This window comes from Pseudomonas sp. B20 (assembly GCF_020515755.1).
GTDB classification, from domain to species: Bacteria; Pseudomonadota; Gammaproteobacteria; order Pseudomonadales; family Pseudomonadaceae; genus Aquipseudomonas; species Aquipseudomonas syringae.
In genome coordinates, this window is sequence record NZ_JAHPJG010000007.1 from 1 (window position 1) to 16,643 (window position 16,643).

At 60.2% G+C, this 16,643-nt stretch carries 13 protein-coding genes; 11 read left to right on the plus strand and 2 right to left on the minus strand.

All coding sequences use genetic code 11. The features are described 5' to 3' along the window. The first annotated feature begins 123 nt into the window (after positions 1 to 123). The 8 genes from LIX91_RS09375 (at position 124) to LIX91_RS09410 (ending at position 11,437) form a co-directional block, all read left to right on the plus strand. Positions 124 to 1,632 (plus strand): sigma-54-dependent transcriptional regulator, encoded by a 1,509-nt coding sequence (locus tag LIX91_RS09375; protein WP_003408932.1) that lies wholly within the window; start codon positions 124 to 126, stop codon positions 1,630 to 1,632. A 170-nt stretch (positions 1,633 to 1,802) separates the two neighbouring features. Beyond that, the gene (locus LIX91_RS09380) at positions 1,803 to 3,533 is read left to right on the plus strand and encodes a PAS domain-containing sensor histidine kinase (protein ID WP_100072255.1); all 1,731 of its coding nucleotides are present in this window, start codon (positions 1,803 to 1,805) and stop codon (positions 3,531 to 3,533) included. Continuing rightward, on the plus strand, positions 3,518 to 3,907 hold the full coding sequence (locus tag LIX91_RS09385; protein ID WP_003314036.1) for a response regulator: 390 nt from the start codon (positions 3,518 to 3,520) through the stop codon (positions 3,905 to 3,907). The genes LIX91_RS09380 and LIX91_RS09385 overlap by 16 nt, the downstream gene beginning before the upstream one ends. A 9-nt stretch (positions 3,908 to 3,916) precedes the next feature. Further along, positions 3,917 to 6,034, plus strand: a complete 2,118-nt coding sequence (locus tag LIX91_RS09390; protein ID WP_103695946.1) for a putative bifunctional diguanylate cyclase/phosphodiesterase — start codon at positions 3,917 to 3,919, stop codon at positions 6,032 to 6,034. 325 nt (positions 6,035 to 6,359) lie between these two features. Then, a complete protein-coding gene (gene gcvH, locus LIX91_RS09395) occupies positions 6,360 to 6,743 on the plus strand; it encodes a glycine cleavage system protein GcvH (protein ID WP_003316893.1) in 384 nt (127 codons plus the stop codon). A gap of 10 nt (positions 6,744 to 6,753) precedes the next feature. After that, positions 6,754 to 9,618, plus strand: coding sequence for an aminomethyl-transferring glycine dehydrogenase (gene gcvP / locus LIX91_RS09400; RefSeq protein ID WP_226488395.1), 2,865 nt, complete (start codon positions 6,754 to 6,756; stop codon positions 9,616 to 9,618). A gap of 81 nt (positions 9,619 to 9,699) precedes the next feature. Continuing rightward, on the plus strand, positions 9,700 to 10,824 hold the full coding sequence (gcvT, locus tag LIX91_RS09405) for a glycine cleavage system aminomethyltransferase GcvT (RefSeq protein ID WP_226488396.1): 1,125 nt from the start codon (positions 9,700 to 9,702) through the stop codon (positions 10,822 to 10,824). 400 nt (positions 10,825 to 11,224) lie between these two features. Further along, complete coding sequence (locus LIX91_RS09410) at positions 11,225 to 11,437, plus strand: cold-shock protein (RefSeq protein ID WP_100072260.1); 213 nt, start codon at positions 11,225 to 11,227, stop codon at positions 11,435 to 11,437. Positions 11,438 to 11,574: 137 nt separating this feature from the next. On the opposite strand, the gene lptG is transcribed toward LIX91_RS09410, so the two are convergent. Both lptG and lptF read right to left on the minus strand, forming a co-directional pair. Further along, positions 11,575 to 12,636 (minus strand): LPS export ABC transporter permease LptG, encoded by a 1,062-nt coding sequence (gene lptG / locus LIX91_RS09415; RefSeq protein WP_003415235.1) that lies wholly within the window; start codon positions 12,634 to 12,636, stop codon positions 11,575 to 11,577. After that, positions 12,623 to 13,750 (minus strand): LPS export ABC transporter permease LptF, encoded by a 1,128-nt coding sequence (gene lptF / locus LIX91_RS09420; protein ID WP_003316899.1) that lies wholly within the window; start codon positions 13,748 to 13,750, stop codon positions 12,623 to 12,625. Before lptF ends, lptG begins: the two co-directional genes overlap by 14 nt. Before the next feature lie 319 nt (positions 13,751 to 14,069). On the opposite strand from lptF, the gene LIX91_RS09425 reads away from it, so the two are divergent. Genes LIX91_RS09425 through LIX91_RS09435 form a run of 3 tightly spaced genes read left to right on the plus strand, consistent with a single transcriptional unit; the run spans position 14,070 to position 16,488 of the window. Then, positions 14,070 to 15,560 carry a leucyl aminopeptidase gene (locus LIX91_RS09425; protein WP_103695943.1) on the plus strand — a complete coding sequence of 497 codons (1,491 nt, stop codon included), beginning with the start codon at positions 14,070 to 14,072 and terminating at the stop codon, positions 15,558 to 15,560. A 57-nt stretch (positions 15,561 to 15,617) separates the two neighbouring features. Continuing rightward, positions 15,618 to 16,046 (plus strand): DNA polymerase III subunit chi, encoded by a 429-nt coding sequence (locus LIX91_RS09430; RefSeq protein WP_002552284.1) that lies wholly within the window; start codon positions 15,618 to 15,620, stop codon positions 16,044 to 16,046. 7 nt (positions 16,047 to 16,053) lie between these two features. Then, positions 16,054 to 16,488, plus strand: a complete 435-nt coding sequence (locus LIX91_RS09435) for a hypothetical protein (RefSeq protein ID WP_003415231.1) — start codon at positions 16,054 to 16,056, stop codon at positions 16,486 to 16,488. Positions 16,489 to 16,643 lie beyond the last annotated feature (155 nt).

Sequence of the window (16,643 nt, forward strand, 5' to 3'; positions counted from 1 at the left end):
AGGAACGATAGGTGCGTGCAGGAGCGTGAGGAACGAGGCTCCGAAGTACACCAGCGGATTTCACCAAACCTGCCGCCACAAGGCATACTTGCCGCCTTCTCATTCGCGAACCGTCAACGCCTCATGCGCATCCATGTCAGCTTCATCGACCGCGTCGGTATCACCCAGGAAGTGCTGGCGATTCTGGGTGGGCGCAATCTGAATCTGGACGCGGTGGAGATGGTGCCGCCCAACGTGTACATCGATGCGCCGACCCTCAGCCCGCAAATGCTCGAAGAGCTCAAGGACGCGCTGTTTCGGGTCCGCGGTGTAGAAGCGATCACCGTGGTCGATATCCTTCCGGGTCAGCGGCGCCACCTGCAGCTGGACGCGTTGCTCGCCGCCATGACCGACCCGGTGCTGGCGCTCGACAGCGCCGGGCATGTGCTGCTGGCCAACCCGGCGCTCATCGCACTGATTGGCAGGGAGCCTGCGGGCGAGTCCATCGGTGAGCTGTTCAGCGACCCCAGCCTGCACGTCGCGCTGCTGGAAAACGGCTTTCGCCTGCCGCTGCGCGAGATCACCCTGAACGGTGAAGCGCTGCTGCTGGATGCCACGCCAATCACCGAAGCCGGCGCGTTGATTACCCTGTACCTGCCCAGCCGAATCGGCGAACGCCTGTCGGCATTGCACCATGATCACGCAGAAGGTTTCGACGCCCTGCTCGGCGACTCGGCCGCCATCCGCACCCTCAAGGCGCGGGCGCAACGGGTGGCGGCGCTGGACGCCCCACTGCTGATACAGGGCGAAACCGGCACTGGCAAAGAGCTGGTCGCCCGCGCCTGTCACGCCAGCAGCGCCCGCCACGGCGAACCGTTCCTGGCCCTGAACTGCGCAGCACTGCCGGAAAATCTCGCCGAAAGCGAACTGTTCGGCTATGCCCCGGGGGCCTTTACCGGAGCGCAACGCGGCGGCAAACCGGGGCTGATGGAACTGGCCAACCAAGGCACCGTATTCCTCGATGAAATCGGCGAAATGTCACCCTATCTGCAGGCCAAACTGCTGCGTTTCCTAAACGATGGCAGCTTCCGCCGCGTCGGTGGCGATCGCGAAGTACGGGTCAATGTGCGCATTCTCAGCGCCACCCACCGCGACCTGGAAAAGATGGTCAGCGAAGGCACCTTCCGCGAAGACCTGTTCTACCGCCTCAATGTCCTCAATCTGGAGGTTCCGCCGTTGCGCGAGCGCGGTCAGGACATTCTGCTGCTGGCCCGATATTTCATGGAGCAGGCGTGCGCACAGATTCAGCGCCCGGTCTGCAGGCTTGCACCCGGCACCTACCCTGCCCTGCTCGGCAACCGCTGGCCAGGCAATGTGCGGCAATTGCAAAACGTGATTTTTCGCGCGGCCGCCATCTGCGAACACACTCAAGTGGATATAGGCGACCTGGATATCGCGGGCACCGCAGTGGCGCGTCAGAACGACAGCTCGATCGACAGCCTCGAACATGCCGTCGAAGCCTTCGAGCGGAATCTGCTGGAAAAGCTTTACGCGGACTATCCTTCCACCCGCCAACTGGCCAATCGCCTGCATACTTCGCACACCGCCATCGCTCATCGCCTGCGAAAATATGGAATTCCAGGCAAGCGTTAGTCGATTGAAGTCGTTTATCGAAAATATATTCCGAAAGGGTTCATTTAATAACTAGTTTGCCGATAACGATCTGGTATCGTCCATAAACCTCTTATCATCCATTTGAATGGATGTCCGTAGTGTGATTACGGCCGTAATGGCAAAAAGGTCAGGTAGTACCGGGAAGTCATATGCCAACCTCGCCAGTGGACCGCCCGCTTGTCGACGCTCAGTCTCGCGCTGAAAAAATCGTCGAATCTCGCCGTCAGAAAATCCTCCTCAAGACCGGCGCACTGCAGGATGCAATTTTCAACAGCGCTTACTTCTCAAGCATCGCAACCGACGAACACGGCGTTATCCAGATATTCAATGTCGGCGCCGAACGCATGCTCGGTTATCACTCCGAGGACGTGGTCGACAAAATCACACCTGCGGACATCTCTGACCCCGCCGAACTCATCATCCGCGCGGCAGCCCTCAGCCATGAACTCAACACGCCCATCACGCCTGGCTTCGAGGCGCTGGTGTTCAAGGCTTCGCGCGGCATCGAAGACATTTACGAACTGACCTACATCCGCAAGGACGGCAGCCGCCTGTCGGCCATGGTCTCGGTCACGTCACTGCGCGACAGCGCCGAAACCATCATCGGTTATCTGCTGATCGGCACCGACAACACTGCGCGCAAGCAGGAAGAAGAGGCTCAGGCCTTGCTCGATCAGCGCTTGCGGGACCAACAGTTCTATACCCGCTCGCTGATCGAATCGAACATCGATGCACTGATGATGACTGATCCGCAAGGCATCATTTCCGACGTCAACAAGCAGATGATGGCCCTGACCGGGCGCACCCGCGATGAGTTGATCGGTGCGCCCTGCAAGAATTTCTTCACTGACCCGGCGAGTGCCGATGCCGCGATCAAGCGCGTGCTCAGCGAGCACAAGGTCAGTGACTACGAACTCACCGTGCGCGCCTACGACGGCACTGAAACCGTGGTGTCCTACAACGCTGCGACCTTTCATGACCGTGACCGCAAGCTCAAGGGGGTCTTCGCCGCAGCCCGCGATGTAACCGAGCGCAAGCGTTTCGAGCGGACGCTGGAAGAAAAGAATATCGAGCTGGAACACGCCAGCCACATGAAGTCCGAGTTTCTTGCCACCATGTCCCACGAGCTGCGCACGCCGCTGAACGCCGTGATCGGTTTTTCCGAGGCACTCAAGGACGGCATGGTCGGCGACATGACCGATGCCCAGCGACGCTACATAGGCGATATCTTTAACAGCGGCCAGCACCTGCTGTCGCTGATCAATGACATCCTCGACCTGTCCAAGGTCGAGGCCGGCATGATGACGCTGGAGCTCGAGTCGGTCGATCTGGACGAACTGCTGAGCAACAGCCTGCTGATCGTGCGCGAGCAAGCCGCCCTGCAACACATTCAGTTGAAGCTGGAAACAGAGGCCGAATTCGGTGAGCTTGAGCTCGATCGGCGCAAGACCAAACAGATCGTCTACAACCTGCTGGCCAACGCCGTGAAATTCAGCGAGCCCGGTGGCTGGGTAACGCTGGCGGTGCGTCTGGTGCCGGCGTCCCAGGCAGGTCTTATCGACGGTGACTGGCCGACCTACGGGTTTGCGCTTCCGCCCGGTGACTGTGAGCAGTTTCTCGAACTGAGTGTCAGCGACACTGGAATCGGCATCGCCCAGAGCGACATGAACAAGCTGTTCAAGGCATTCAGCCAGATCGACAGCGGCCTGGCACGCAAATTCGAAGGCACCGGACTGGGTCTGGCGATGGTCAAGCAGCTCAGCGAACTGCACGGCGGCTGCGTCGCAGTGGCCAGCGTGAAGGACCTCGGCGCACGCTTTGTGGTCTGGCTGCCCATCCGCCCAACTGAATCAGCGGAGGCGCGATGGCCCAGATCCTGATCATTGAAGACAATGCGGCGAACATGCGTCTGGCAGAGCTGTTACTGACCAGCGCCGGGCACGCCGTGCTGTCGGCCGTCGATGCCGAAAGCGGCCTGAAACTGGCTCGCGAGCGTCAGCCCGACCTGATCCTGATGGATATCCATCTGCCGGAGATGGACGGCCTGACCGCCACATCGCTGTTGAAGAAAGATGCCGGCACAGCTGCGATCCCGGTGATTGCACTGACCGCGATGGCCATGAAGGAAGACAAGGAGAAGATCCGCCTGGCGGGCTGCAACGCTTATGTCATCAAGCCGTTGCGCTACAAGGAGTTGTACCGGGTCATCGACACACTGCTGGAAAAAAATCTGCCTCAACAGCCCATTACCTGAGCATTCGATATGACCCAGAGCGCCGCGACCATCCTGATTATCGATGACGACGTCCATGTCCGGGACCTGCTGGAGGTGCTCTTGCAGAACCAGGGTTATCGGACACTGACGGCGGAATCAGGCGAGCTGGCGCTGGCCATGATCAAACGACAGGCACCCGACCTGATCCTGCTGGACATCATGATGCCGGGCATGGACGGCTATGAGGTCGCCAGTCAGCTCAAGGCCAAAAAGGGCACAGCCAATATACCGATCATCATGCTCTCGGCACTCGACGACCAAAGCTCGCGTCTTTCAGGACTGGAAGCGGGCGCCGAGGAATACCTCAACAAGCCTGTGGACAGCGCCGAACTGTGGCTGCGCGTGCGTAATCTGCTGCGTCTCAAGGCGTTCGGCGACTACCTGAAAAGCCACAGCCTGATCCTCGAAGATCAATTGCAGCAGCGCACCATCGATCTCGAGCGTTTTCGCACAGTGATGGACGCTTCCGAAGACGCAATCTTTCTGATCAACCGCAATACCATGAGCCTGATCGAATTCAACCGCCGGGCCTGCCAGTTGCTGGGCTACACCGCAGAAGAACTGTCGCACAAGACGCCTGCCGAACTGGGCGAAACGTCCATGGAGCAGCTTGAGGTCGTGTACGACCGGATCATTGCCGGCAAAGGCCCCAGTGAGCCGCTGGAGACCCAGATTCGCGACAAGAGCGGGCGGGATGTCGAGGTCGAAATCCATCGCCAGGCCTACCGGACCGGCGAGGACTGGGTCATCGTCGGTATCGTGCGCGACATCACCCGGCGCAAGGAAAGCGACCAGCGCCTGCTGACCATGGCCCACTACGACACGCTGACCGGCCTGCCCAACCGGGATCTGTTTTTTACCAGCCTGCAAATGGGCATGACCCAAGCGGCGATCAGCCGCTGGAAGCTGGCGGCATTGACGGTCAATCTCGACGGTTTCAAGAACATCAACGAAACCTGGGGGCATGTGCTGGGTGATGAGGTGCTGCTGGAAGTCAGCCACCGACTGTCCAGTTGCCTGAATGCCAGTGACACCCTTGGCCGCGTGGACGGCGATCAGTTCGCCCTGATTCTGATGCTGCGAGACGGCCAGGCGGATACCCGGAAGACGCTCGATCGCATCCGCAATGCATTGCGAGTGCCCTTCCACATAGAAGGCCAGAGCCTGGTCATGACCGCCAGCATCGGCATTGCCCTGTACCCGGAGGACGGCGAAGACTCGCGCGAGCTGATCAGACACGCCTACACCGCCATGAACAGCGCCCGAAAGATCGGCCCGGACAACTACCGGTTCTATACGCCGCAGATGAACGCCGACGTTTCGGCACGCCTGGACCTTGAGGCCGCGCTACGCGAAGCGGTGCGCAGCCAGGCCTTCGAAATCGTCTACCAACCCAAGCTGGACCTGAACAATGACCGCATATGCGGGCTTGAGGCGCTGTTGCGCTGGCCACGCCCTGGCCATCCAGGCATTTCGCCTGCGGTATTTGTCCCCGTACTGGAAAGCCTCGGCCTGATCGGTGAAGTCGGCAACTGGGTCGTCGACAGTGTCTGCGCCCAGATCGCGCACTGGCAACGCTCCGGGTTAGGCTCGTTTCAGGTCGCGGTCAACATTTCAGGGCAACAGATTTCCAATAGCAGCCTGGTCGCCGACATCCGCCAGGCACTGGAAAAACACAATGTTGCGCCGCAGTGGCTTGAGGTCGAGCTGACAGAAAGTTCGTTGATGGAAAATACCGCGCACACCATCGCCACTCTGGGGGCACTGCGGGCCAATCGCGTGAGTATTTCCATCGACGATTTCGGCACCGGTTATTCAAGCCTGGCGTACCTGCGCCGCTTCCCTATCGACAAGCTTAAAATCGACATCGCGTTCATTCGCGAAGTGACCAGCAACCCGCAGGATGCAGCCATCGCCAGAGCCATCATCGAGCTGGCTCACAGCCTCGACCTGCAGGTGATTGCAGAGGGTGTGGAAACCCCGGAGCAACTGGCGTTCCTGCGCGAAAACCATTGCGATCAAATTCAGGGCTATCTGATCAGCAAGCCATTACCGCTTGAAGAGCTCGAAACGTTTTTACGCTCACCGGAAAGCCGCGTCGGCTAACTGCCGACGCGCTAGCGCTGTGCTCAGCGGTGATAGCCAATGCTGGTTGGATGCAATCATTCAACGCCTTCGTAACGAAAACGCTCCACTGTAACGATTTCGCTCCAAAACACTTCACTCCCTGCGTATCAAGGCCTTGATCAGTCAGGTATTTTCAAATGCCTGAAGACTGTAGCGATTTCGCTACACCCTAAATCAACAGGCCCAACCAAAAAACATACAACTCATTGATTTTATTACAAAAATAAAACATGGCCGCTAAATTGCTAAGCCATAACTCATATTGCTCGCGTGCTGCGCGAGCCCTGTTCTCCGAGGAGTTTGTATGAGCGATTTGCGATTCACCGTTGACCACGAATGGCTGCGTGCCGAAACCGACGGCAGCGTGACGGTCGGCATTACGCCCTACGCGCAGGAATCGCTGGGCGATGTGGTCTTCGTGCAGCTCCCGGAATTACAGGCCTACACTCAACACGCTGAAGTGTCGGTGGTGGAATCGGTGAAAGCCGCCAGCAGCATCAACATGCCGCTGGACGGTGAAGTCGTCGAGGTCAATTCCGCCCTCGACGCCACGCCAGAGCTGGTCAATGAAGATGCCCTCGGTGCGGGCTGGTTCTTTCGCTTCATCCCACAAGACGCCAACGCCATTCACGGCCTGCTGGATCAGGACGCCTACGACCGTCTGATCAAAGCCAACGCCGAAGCCTGAGGAGCACGCCATGACTGACCGTATCGAACTGACCACCGCCAACGAATTCATTGCCCGGCATATTGGCCCGCGCGCGGCCGACGAGCAGGCCATGCTGCAAACGCTGGGTTTCGATTCCATCGATGCGCTGAGCGAAAGCGTCATTCCGGAAAGCATCAAGGGCACCAGCGTTCTGAACCTGCCTGCCGGGCAGAGCGAAGCCGATGCGCTGGCGTCCATCAAGGCCATCGCCAGCAAGAATCAGCTGTTCAAGACCTACATCGGCCAGGGTTACTACAACACCCACACGCCAGCACCGATCCTGCGCAACCTGCTGGAAAACCCGGCCTGGTACACCGCCTACACGCCCTATCAGCCAGAGATTTCCCAGGGCCGCCTGGAGTCACTGCTCAATTTCCAGACGCTGATCAGCGACCTGACCGGCCTGCCGATTGCCAACGCCTCTCTGCTCGACGAAGCCACCGCAGCCGCCGAGGCAATGACCTTTTGCAAACGCTTGAGCAAAAACAAGGCTAGCCAGCAGTTTTTCGCATCCAGCCATTGCCACCCGCAGACCCTGGATGTGTTGCGCACTCGCGCCGAGCCGTTGGGCATCACCGTGGTCGTAGCAGACGAGCACGAGCTGGGCGATGTCAGCGATTACTTCGGCGCGCTGCTGCAATACCCGGCCAGCAATGGCGACGTGTTCGATTACCGCGAGCTGGTCGAGCGCTTCCACGCGACCAACGCTCTGGTCGCCGTGGCTGCCGACCTGCTGGCCCTCACCCTGCTGGCCCCGCCAGGCGAATTCGGCGCCGACGTGGCGATCGGTAGCGCCCAGCGCTTCGGTGTGCCGCTGGGTTTCGGTGGCCCGCATGCGGCCTACTTCTCGACCCGCGATGCGTTCAAGCGTGACATGCCGGGCCGTCTGGTCGGTGTGTCGGTGGATCGTCACGGCAAGCAAGCCCTGCGCCTGGCCATGCAGACCCGCGAGCAGCATATTCGTCGCGAGAAGGCCACCAGCAACATCTGCACCGCGCAGGTGCTGCTGGCCAACATCGCCAGCATGTACGCGGTCTATCATGGTCCGCGCGGCCTGACACAGATCGCCAAGCGCGTTCACCACCTGACCGCGATTCTGGCCGAAGGCCTGAGCACGCTGGGCCTGAAGGCCGAACAGGCATTTTTCTTCGACAGCCTGACCCTGCACACTGGCGGCAGAACCGCTGCACTGCATGCCGCCGCACGCGCCAGGCACATCAATCTGCGCGAAATCGATGACCAGCGTCTGGGTCTGTCACTGGACGAGACCACCTCGCAGTCGGCCGTCGAAACCCTGTGGGCAATCTTCGCCAGCGACGGCCAGAGCCTGCCGGACTTCGCCGCACTGGCAGACAGCGTACAGTCACGCCTGCCGGCCGCGCTGCTGCGTCAGTCAGCGATCCTCAGCCACCCCGTGTTCAACCGCTATCACTCGGAAACCGAGCTGATGCGCTACCTGCGCAAGCTGGCCGACAAGGACCTGGCGCTGGATCGCACCATGATTCCGCTGGGCTCGTGCACCATGAAACTCAACGCTGCCAGCGAAATGATCCCGGTGACCTGGGCCGAATTCGGCAACCTGCACCCTTTTGCCCCGGCCGAGCAAAGCGCCGGCTACCAGCAACTGACCGATGAGCTGGAGGCCATGCTCTGTGCCGCCACCGGTTACGACGCGATCTCGCTGCAACCGAACGCCGGCTCGCAGGGCGAATACGCCGGGCTGCTGGCGATCCGCGCCTATCACCAGAGCCGTGGCGACGAACATCGCGACATCTGCCTGATCCCTTCCTCGGCGCACGGCACCAACCCGGCGACTGCCAACATGGCCGGTATGCGCGTCGTGGTGACCGCGTGTGATGCGCGCGGCAACGTCGACATCGAAGACCTGCGCGCCAAGGCCGTTCAGCATCGTGACCAGCTTGCGGCGATCATGATCACCTACCCGTCGACCCACGGCGTGTTCGAAGAAGGCATTCGCGAAATCTGCGGCATCGTTCATGACAACGGTGGCCAGGTGTACATCGATGGCGCAAACATGAACGCCATGGTCGGTCTCTGCGCTCCGGGCAAGTTCGGCGGCGACGTATCGCACCTCAACCTGCACAAGACCTTCTGCATCCCCCACGGCGGTGGCGGCCCGGGCGTTGGCCCGATCGGCGTGAAATCCCATCTTGCCCCTTTCATGCCCGGCCATGCACGCATGGAGCGCAAGGAAGGCGCAGTCTGCGCAGCACCGTTCGGCAGCGCCAGCATTCTGCCCATTACCTGGATGTACATCCGCATGATGGGCGGTGACGGCCTCAAACGCGCTTCGCAACTGGCGATTCTCAACGCCAACTACATCTCGCGTCGTCTGGAGGAGCATTACCCGGTGCTCTACACCGGCAGCAACGGCCTGGTCGCGCACGAGTGCATCCTCGACCTGCGCCCGATCAAGGACAGCAGCGGCATCAGCGTCGACGACGTGGCCAAGCGCCTGATCGACTTCGGCTTCCATGCGCCGACCATGTCGTTCCCGGTCGCCGGGACGCTGATGATCGAGCCGACCGAGAGTGAGTCCAGAGAAGAACTGGACCGCTTCTGCGATGCCATGATCAAGATCCGCGAGGAAATTCGCGCGGTTGAAAACGGCACCCTGGACAAGGATGACAACCCGCTGAAAAACGCGCCGCATACCGCTGCCGAAATCGTCGGCCAGTGGAGCCACCCTTACAGCCGCGAACAGGCGGTGTACCCGGTCGATTCGTTGATCGAGAACAAGTACTGGCCTCCGGTCGGTCGTGTCGACAACGTCTTCGGCGACCGCAACCTGGTCTGCGCCTGCCCGTCCATCGAGAACTATCAGGAAGCGTGACAGCCCCCGCCTGGCATTGCCTGATCGCGCTGCGCGCACAGACAGTGCCATTGGCACGGCCCGCTCAACAAGGAATCGAACATGTCCACAGAATCACTGCTGACCACTCCCCTGCACGCCCTGCACCGCGAACTCGGCGCGAAGATGGTGCCCTTCGCCGGTTACGACATGCCTGTTCAATACCCGGCTGGCGTAATGAAAGAGCACCTGCACACCCGCGCTCAGGCCGGTCTGTTCGATGTCTCGCACATGGGCCAGATTCGCCTCAGCGGTACAGACGCCGCCAAGGCGCTGGAAGCACTGGTGCCGGTAGACATCATTGACCTGCCGGTCGGCATGCAGCGTTACGCGATGTTCACCGATGAGAACGGCGGCATTCTCGATGACCTGATGGTTGCCAATCTCGGCAACGACCAGTTGATGCTGGTGGTCAACGCGGCCTGCAAGGATCAGGACCTGGCGCACCTGTGCAAGCACCTGGCCGGACATTGCAAGATCGAACCACTGTTTGAAGAACGCGCCCTGCTGGCGCTGCAAGGGCCGGCCGCGGTGACCGTACTGGCACGCCTGGCCCCGGAAGTCGCCGAAATGACCTTCATGCAGTTCGCCAGCGTCACGCTGCTCGGCGTCAAATGCTACGTCAGTCGCTCGGGCTATACCGGCGAAGACGGCTATGAAATTTCAGTGCCTGCCGAACAGGCTGAGGCGCTGGCACGCCGCCTGCTGGACGAGCCGGAAGTGGCTCCGATCGGCCTGGGTGCACGTGATTCGCTGCGACTGGAAGCCGGTCTGTGCCTGTACGGCCATGATATGGACACGCAGACCTCGCCGATCGAGGCCAGCCTGTTATGGGCCATTTCCAAAGTGCGTCGCGCCGACGGTGCGCGTGCAGGCGGCTTTCCGGGCGCCGAGCGAATCTTTGCCCAGCAACAGAACGGCGTCAGCAAAAAGCGAGTCGGCCTACTCCCCCAGGAGCGCACACCCGTGCGTGAGGGTACCGAGATCGTCGATGAACAGGGCGCAGTCATCGGTACCGTGTGCAGCGGCGGTTTTGGCCCCTCTCTGGCTGGCCCGCTGGCCATGGGTTATCTGCATAACGATTACACGGCGCTGGATAAACCTGTGTGGGCAATGGTGCGCGGCAAGAAAGTCCCCATGCTCGTTGCAAAAATGCCTTTCGTTGCACAACGTTACTTCCGCGGTTAAATAGCGGCGTCAAAAAAACAGCAACACTTCGGTGTTGCTGGAGCACTGTTACCCCGTAGTGTTTCATTCGCATAGGCAACGTGTCATATATGCAAAAAATGCACCTATAAAGTGCAAAATGTTATGACGGATCAATCACCGTGCACGCTGTGCAAATACTGCGCGTGCAAGGCCAACTCCCCGGAAACAGGGCGCCAGGCAAGGGGGTTGTATTTGCAACGAGAGTTGGCGTAGAGTTTCCGAACTGTGTTTGCATGGGTCGCCGAATCTGGACCTGGGCAGTAGCTCTAGGTTTGCTACAACCCGTTCTACGTTTCTTACTTCCTGCAACCAGCCCCAGTGCTCTTTCATGCGAAAGAGGCTGTAACCAATTCAAGTCAAGCGTCAAGGAAATAAGAAAATGGCTGAACGTCAGAGCGGTACCGTCAAGTGGTTCAACGACGAAAAAGGTTTTGGTTTTATCACTCCTGAGAGCGGGCCGGATCTGTTCGTACACTTCCGCGCCATTCAGGGTAACGGCTTCAAGAGCCTGAAAGAAGGTCAGAAAGTTACCTTCGTTGCAGTGCAGGGTCAGAAAGGCATGCAGGCTGACGAAGTTCACGCCGAAGGCTGAGAACGACGCACCACGCAGTTACAAGAAAGCCTCTGGCAGCGATGCCAGAGGCTTTTTTGCATGCGGGGTTTGCAGGGTCCACAAACGCCCATGAAAAAGCCGACCCGGAGGTCGGCTTTTTCAATCCGGTTGATGCATTACCCGGCACGGCGCAACAGAAGCACCCCGGCCAGCGCACAGGCTGCAGCAGGCAGCAGCACTGCCAGCAACGGCGGGAAGCCGAACAACAGGCTCGATGGGCCGAGCAGGTCCTGAATGATGCGGAAAGTAAAGCCCACCACTACACCGGTGAACACGCGCTGCCCCAGCGTAACCGAGCGCAGCGGGCCGAAGATGAACGAGATTGCCATCAGCACCAACGCGACGGTCACCGCCGGTTGCAGGACCTTGGTCCAGAACGCAAGCCAGTAGCGGCCATTGCTCAAGCCCTGATCAGCCAGGTAATGCGCGTAGCTCCAGAGGCCGCTGATGGACAGCGACTCGGGCGGCATGATTACCGTGCTCAGCAACTGCGGGCTCAACGCCACATCCCAACGCTCGACCGGCGTGTTGATGACCTCGGTGCGGCCATCATTGAAGTGCGTGGTAGCGACGTCCTTCAATTCCCAGTAATCGGTCTTGAAGTTGGCCTCTTTGGCAAAACTGGAGGTCAGCATGTGACGCTGGTCGTCGAAGCGATAACGTGTCACACCGAGCATCAGGCCATTGGGCTGTACCGTGTTGATGTGGATGAACTCGTCGCCCTGACGGTGCCACAGACCATGGCGGGCGCTCTGCGCATCACCTGAGCCCTGAGCCAGCGAGCGTGCGGCCTGCGCCTGGTTCTCGGCGTAGGGAGCGACGTACTCGCCGACCAGCACGCCCGCGATCATCAGCACCAGCATAGGCTTCATGACCGCCCAGACGATGCGCCCGATGGACACGCCCGCCGCACGCATGATGGTCAGCTCGCTGCTGCTGGCCAGCGTACCCAGACCGATCAGGCAACCGATCAGGGCGGCCATCGGCAAGGTGTCGTAGACGCGACGTGGCGCCGTCAGCATGACGTAGCTGAGGGCATCCGCCAGTGTGTAGGTGTCGCTGATATCGCCCATCTCGTCGATGAACGCGAACAGCGAGACCAGACCCAGAATGATGCCCAGAACGGCGAGAATCGCCAGCAGGACGCTTTTGCCAATGTATCGATCAAGCTTGACCACGAGTCACCTCCGTGACGCTGCGACGACTCGCCATCTTCAGACGCAGAGGCTCCCAATAGAACAACAGCAGGCCGATGGACAGGTAGATGGCATGCACCCACCACATCCCCAGGCTGAGTGGCAGCTTGCCTTTCTCCAGAGAACTGCGCACCGAAATCAGAATGGCCAGGTACGACATATACAGCAGGATCGCCGGCAGCAGTTTCAGGTAACGGCCCTGACGCGGATTGACCCGTGACAGCGGAATGGCCATCAGTGTCACGATGAACACCGACAGCGGCAGCGAAATACGCCACTGCAACTCGGCCACGGAACGCGGTGCCGGGTTGCCGATCAGCTCGCTGGTCGGAATGGCTTCACGGTCGGTGATTTCTTCACTGATTTCCGGCTTGGGCAGCATCGCCCCATAGGTGTCGTACTTGATCACGCGATAATCGGCCGCGCCCGGATTGCCGTCATAGCGATAGCCGTTCTCGAGGATCAGGAAGCGACTGCCATTGGGGCGTACCTCCTGATGGCCCTTCTCCGCGACCAGCACGGTGATGCCGTTGTCCTTGCTCTTGTCGCTGGACATGCGCTTTTCCGAGATGAACACACCGGCCAGTTGCGAGCGGTCTTCCGACAGCTCCTTGGTATAGGTGATACGCGTACCGTCGCGCAACGCCTGAAAACGGCCCGGCACCAGCGTGTCGAACTCGGTCATGGCGTCCTGCTGATTGATCAGCAGCGAAAACTGCGTAGCGCCCTGCGGAGCCAGGCTGAAGCTCAGCCAGGCGACCAGCAGACCAACCAGCGTGGCCGGCCCCATGGTGATGGCCAGCAGACGCTGCTGACTCATGCCGGTGGCGGCCAGCACGGTCATCTCGCTTTCCAGGTACAGGCGCCCGTACGCCATGAGGATGCCGAGGAACAGGCCCAGCGGCAGAATCACCTGCAGAAAGCCTGGCAGACGGAAGCCCATGATCAGAAACAGCACGCCAGGATCGAGCGCACCGGACGCGGCCTGCGCCAGGTACTTGATAAAGCGCCCGCTCATGATGAAGACCAGCAGTACGGCGCTGACCGCACTCAAGGTAAGCAGCACTTCTCGGGACAGATAACGGAAGACAATCAAACCAGACACTCCAGAGTTGTCAGGCTCAGGCAGCCAAACAGGGAAAATTTGTGAGCCACGGCAACCAGAGCTTCACGCCGAAAAAAGGCGTGGGCCTCAAAAAATATGCGGCATTATCCTGTGATTGTGTGTTTCTGTCACTGCGCACCGGGGATAGTTCGCACATAGACGCCAGACAGGCAGCTCTGCGGGGTTGTCAGCAGTCGTGCAGCGGGGTCAAACTGCAAGGCTTAGCGCAGGCATCGCCCCTGAAAACACTCAGGCCATGCCGCGTACGACATTCATATTGCGACTCTCATCGTCTATTCGGGGACCCCACATGGAATTGGTTGTTAAAAGCGTAAGCCCAGAAACCTTGAAAACCGCAACGCTGGTGGTCACCGTCGGTGAAAGCCGTGTATTGGCCGGTGCTGCCAGGACTGTGGATATCCTCAGCGGCGGAGCCGTTTCGCTGATTCTCAAGCGCGGCGATCTGGCCGGCAAGGTCGGCCAGAGCCTGCTGTTGCACAATCTGCCCAACATCAAGGCCGAGCGCGTCCTGCTGGTCGGCACTGGCAAGGAAGACGAGCTGTCGGACCGTCAGTTGAAAAAAATCGTCGGCGCAGCGCTCACCTGCCTCAAGGGCCTGGGCGGCACCGATGCAGCGATTGCGCTCGATGACCTGTCGGTGAAAAATCGCGACACCTACGGCATGGCTCGCCTGCTGGTCGAAGCCCTGGCTGACGGCGAATACGTCTTCGACCGCTTCAAGACCCAGAAAGCCGAAGTTCGCGCCCTGAAGAAAATCACCCTGCTGACCGACAAGATCAAAGCGGCCGACGTCGAACGCGCTTCGACTCATGCTCAGGCAATCGCCACCGGCATGGCGCTGACCCGCGACCTCGGCAATCTGCCGCCGAACATCTGCCACCCGACCTACCTGGGCGAAGAAGCCAAGGCGCTGGGCAAGGCACACAAGAACCTGAAAGTGGAAGTCCACGACGAGAAGAAACTGGCCGACCTGGGCATGGGTTCTTTCCTCGCGGTAGCACAGGGCAGCGCCCAGCCGCCGCGCCTCATCGTCATGAACTACCAGGGCGCCAAAAAAGGCGACCAGCCGTTCGTGCTGGTCGGTAAAGGCATCACCTTCGATACCGGCGGCATCAGCATCAAGCCTGCCTCGGGCATGGACGAGATGAAATTCGACATGTGCGGCGCAGCCAGCGTATTCGGCACCCTGCGTGCGGTCCTCGAATTGAAGCTGCCGATCAATCTGGTATGCATTCTGGCCTGTGCCGAAAACATGCCGAGCGGCACTGCGACACGTCCGGGCGACATCGTCACGACCATGAGCGGCCAGACCGTCGAAATCCTCAACACCGACGCCGAAGGCCGTCTGGTACTGTGCGATGCACTGACCTACGCCGAGCGTTTCAAGCCGCAGGCGGTCATCGATATTGCAACCCTGACCGGCGCCTGCGTCGTTGCACTGGGCGGCCACACCTCCGGCCTGCTGGGCAACAACGACGCGCTGATCAATCAGTTGCTCGACGCGGGCAAACAGGCCGATGACCGTGCCTGGCAGCTGCCGTTGTTCGATGAGTACCAGGAGCAGCTCGACAGCCCGTTCGCCGACATCGCCAACATCGGCGGCCCGAAAGGCGGCACCATCACCGCGGCCTGCTTCCTGTCGCGCTTCACCAAGGCCTACCACTGGGCTCACCTGGACATCGCCGGCACTGCATGGTTGAGCGGCGGCAAGGAAAAAGGCGCCACCGGGCGTCCGGTTCCGCTGCTGACCCAATACCTGCTCGACCGCGCCGGCGTATAAAAAGAGACCCTGGCGTATCGACTGCACAGTCGATACGCCTCCGGTTCTGGAACCCACATGACTCAAGTCGACTTCTACATCCTGCCCAGCGCCGATCCTGCGGCCCGCCTGGACTTTGCCTGCAAGCTCACGGAAAAGGCCTGGCGCCTGGGTCACAAGGTCTATCTGCATTGCAGCGATGCTGCGCAGCGTGAGGACCTCGATGCCCGGCTCTGGCGTTTCAGAGGCGAAGTATTTCTACCCCATGGCGACGCCGAGAGCGATCACGATGCTGCCGTGGTACTGGGCCTGGGCGACGACTCGGGCGAACACAGCGACCTGCTGGTCAACCTCGACCTGAGCATTCCGGCCTTCTTCAAACGCTTCGCCCGCGTGGCCGAAGTCGTTGTCGAAGACCCGGCCATACGTCTTGCCGCACGCGAGAGTTTCCGTTCCTACCGCGAACAGGGCTATCCTCCGCAAGATCACCGACTGCAGCGCCTTTGAGGACACGATGGATACTTCAAAAAAAGCTGAATCCGCGCATTTGCTGAACGACCTCGAGTCGATCCGCCAACTGCTCGGCGATGACCCCGCACATTCCCCCCTGTCGAACGACGCCGCTCGTCCCGAAGGCCAGATTCCCCTGTTGTTCGATGTCGTCGGTGCTCGCCCTGACGCGGCGTATCAACAGGACTTCGACGAAGACGACATTCCGACACTGACACCTGATGCCTATACAGCGCCCGCCCCGCAGGTGCAACAGGCAGCCCAGCCGCAAGCGCTGCCCAACCCTGATGCGCTACTGCATCTGGACAGCGAATTGCGCGCAGCCGCGCAATTGATCATGCAAGACGTGATCGACGACTTCGCCCCGCATATCGAAAACGAGATCAAGCGTCGGCTGGAGGCAAGGCTGGAGCGGTTATTGGCGCAGCAGCAGAAGTGAAGTTTCTGACTCGGGACCTGCACCTCGGGTAACTGGATATTTTGTCGGCGCGTATCTAGCTTCGAGCGTATCAGAGCCGCCAGCCGACCCTCGGAACACTCGCCGCCTACTGACAGATCTGCCAGTTGTGGCCCGGCACTTATGGCTTGTCGCTG

Excerpts from the sequence above, each read along its gene's own strand:
- LIX91_RS09390 (WP_103695946.1), top strand. The coding sequence starts at position 3,917 with ATGACCCAGAGCGCCGCGACCATCCTGATTATCGATGACGACGTCCAT.
- LIX91_RS09385 (WP_003314036.1), top strand. The coding sequence starts at position 3,518 with ATGGCCCAGATCCTGATCATTGAAGACAATGCGGCGAACATGCGTCTG.
- LIX91_RS09380 (WP_100072255.1), top strand. The coding sequence starts at position 1,803 with ATGCCAACCTCGCCAGTGGACCGCCCGCTTGTCGACGCTCAGTCTCGC.
- gcvH (WP_003316893.1), top strand. The coding sequence starts at position 6,360 with ATGAGCGATTTGCGATTCACCGTTGACCACGAATGGCTGCGTGCCGAA.
- LIX91_RS09375 (WP_003408932.1), top strand. The coding sequence starts at position 124 with ATGCGCATCCATGTCAGCTTCATCGACCGCGTCGGTATCACCCAGGAA.
- LIX91_RS09430 (WP_002552284.1), top strand. The coding sequence starts at position 15,618 with ATGACTCAAGTCGACTTCTACATCCTGCCCAGCGCCGATCCTGCGGCC.
- LIX91_RS09435 (WP_003415231.1), top strand. The coding sequence starts at position 16,054 with ATGGATACTTCAAAAAAAGCTGAATCCGCGCATTTGCTGAACGACCTC.
- gcvT (WP_226488396.1), top strand. The coding sequence starts at position 9,700 with ATGTCCACAGAATCACTGCTGACCACTCCCCTGCACGCCCTGCACCGC.
- LIX91_RS09410 (WP_100072260.1), top strand. The coding sequence starts at position 11,225 with ATGGCTGAACGTCAGAGCGGTACCGTCAAGTGGTTCAACGACGAAAAA.
- gcvP (WP_226488395.1), top strand. The coding sequence starts at position 6,754 with ATGACTGACCGTATCGAACTGACCACCGCCAACGAATTCATTGCCCGG.
- LIX91_RS09425 (WP_103695943.1), top strand. The coding sequence starts at position 14,070 with ATGGAATTGGTTGTTAAAAGCGTAAGCCCAGAAACCTTGAAAACCGCA.